General features: G+C 66.2%; 1 protein-coding gene. It reads left to right on the top strand.

The window, feature by feature from the left end; translation table 11 throughout:
* Window positions 1-1,315 (top strand): type VI secretion system tip protein TssI/VgrG (gene tssI / locus L861_RS06850; protein WP_016414457.1); only part of this gene is annotated, 1,315 nt, incomplete at both ends.

A 1,315-nucleotide genomic window follows, 5' to 3' on the forward strand; every position in this document is an offset into this window, starting at 1 on the left:
CCTTCGCCAGCCGCGATACCGAGCTTTCCGCCGAGGACTGGTTGGACCGCGAGGCAAGCTTCACCATCTGGCAGCGCGGTGACGTACGGCGTCATCTCCATGGGGTGGTGTGCGCCTTTCGGCGTGGCGACCCAGGACATCGCCGCACCTACTACGACGTGGTGATCCGACCGGCCATACGGCGGCTTGGCTTGTTTCACGACTGCCGTCTCTTCCAGGATCTGAGTGCTCAGACGATCATCACCCAGCTCTGCCACGAGGTGGGCATCACCGACGTCACCTGGGCGGTGACGCGGGAACTGCCGGTCAGAGAGTATACCGTTCAATACCGAGAAACGACGCTGGCCTATCTCGAGCGTCTGGCGGCCAGTGAAGGTCTGGTCTACTTCCACGAGTTCGAGGGTGACGCCCACCGTCTGGTGTTCACCGACGATCCCCAAGCGCTGCCACGCCTGGGCGAACGCCCCTACCACAGCCGTGCCGGTGGCAGCGCCGCCGCCCATCATGTGCATCACCTGCAGCGGCAGTCGCGTATCAGCCCGGCCAGCGCCACGCTCGAGGACTGGTACTTCAAGAAGCCAGCCTACCGACAGCACCACACTCAGGACACCGACGAATCCCGACTCGAGGGGCAGCGTGCCAACTACACCCATTACGACTGGCATGGCGGCTTCAAGGCCGATGAGCCGGGCCGGCGACTGACCCGCTACCGCCTCGAGCACTTGCGCGGCGATGCCCTGGTCGCCACGGGCAAGAGCGACCTCGCCGAACTACGCCCCGGCGTGCGCTTCGACCTGACCGGCCACGATAGGGACGACATGAACCGCGACTGGCAGGTGATCGGCGTGGTTCATGAAGGCACCCAGCCCCAGGCCGCCGAAGAGGAGGCCATCAATGCCACGTCAGGCGCCACCACCTACGGCAATACCCTGACGCTGACCCCCGGTGACCAGGCATGGCGCACCGACCCCACCCCCAAGCCGCGTGTCCACGGACCGCAGATGGCCACCGTCGTCGGCCCCGAGGGCGAGGAGATCTACGTCGACGAATTCGGTCGCGTGAAAGTGCGCTTTCACTGGGACCGCGACGCCACCCCCGACGAAGCGGCCAGCGCCTGGATCCGGGTCGCCCAGGGCTGGGCCGGCAGCGGCTACGGCGTCATGGCCATCCCCCGTATCGGCATGGCCGTGATCGTGGACCACCTGGAGGCGGACCCCGATCAGCCGATCATCATCAGCCCGGCTTACCATGCCACCAACGTCCCGCCCTACGCCCTCCCCGAGCACAAGACCCGCACCGTCATCAAGACCAAGAC

This window comes from Litchfieldella anticariensis FP35 = DSM 16096 (assembly GCF_000409775.1).
GTDB lineage: Bacteria > Pseudomonadota > Gammaproteobacteria > Pseudomonadales > Halomonadaceae > Litchfieldella > Litchfieldella anticariensis.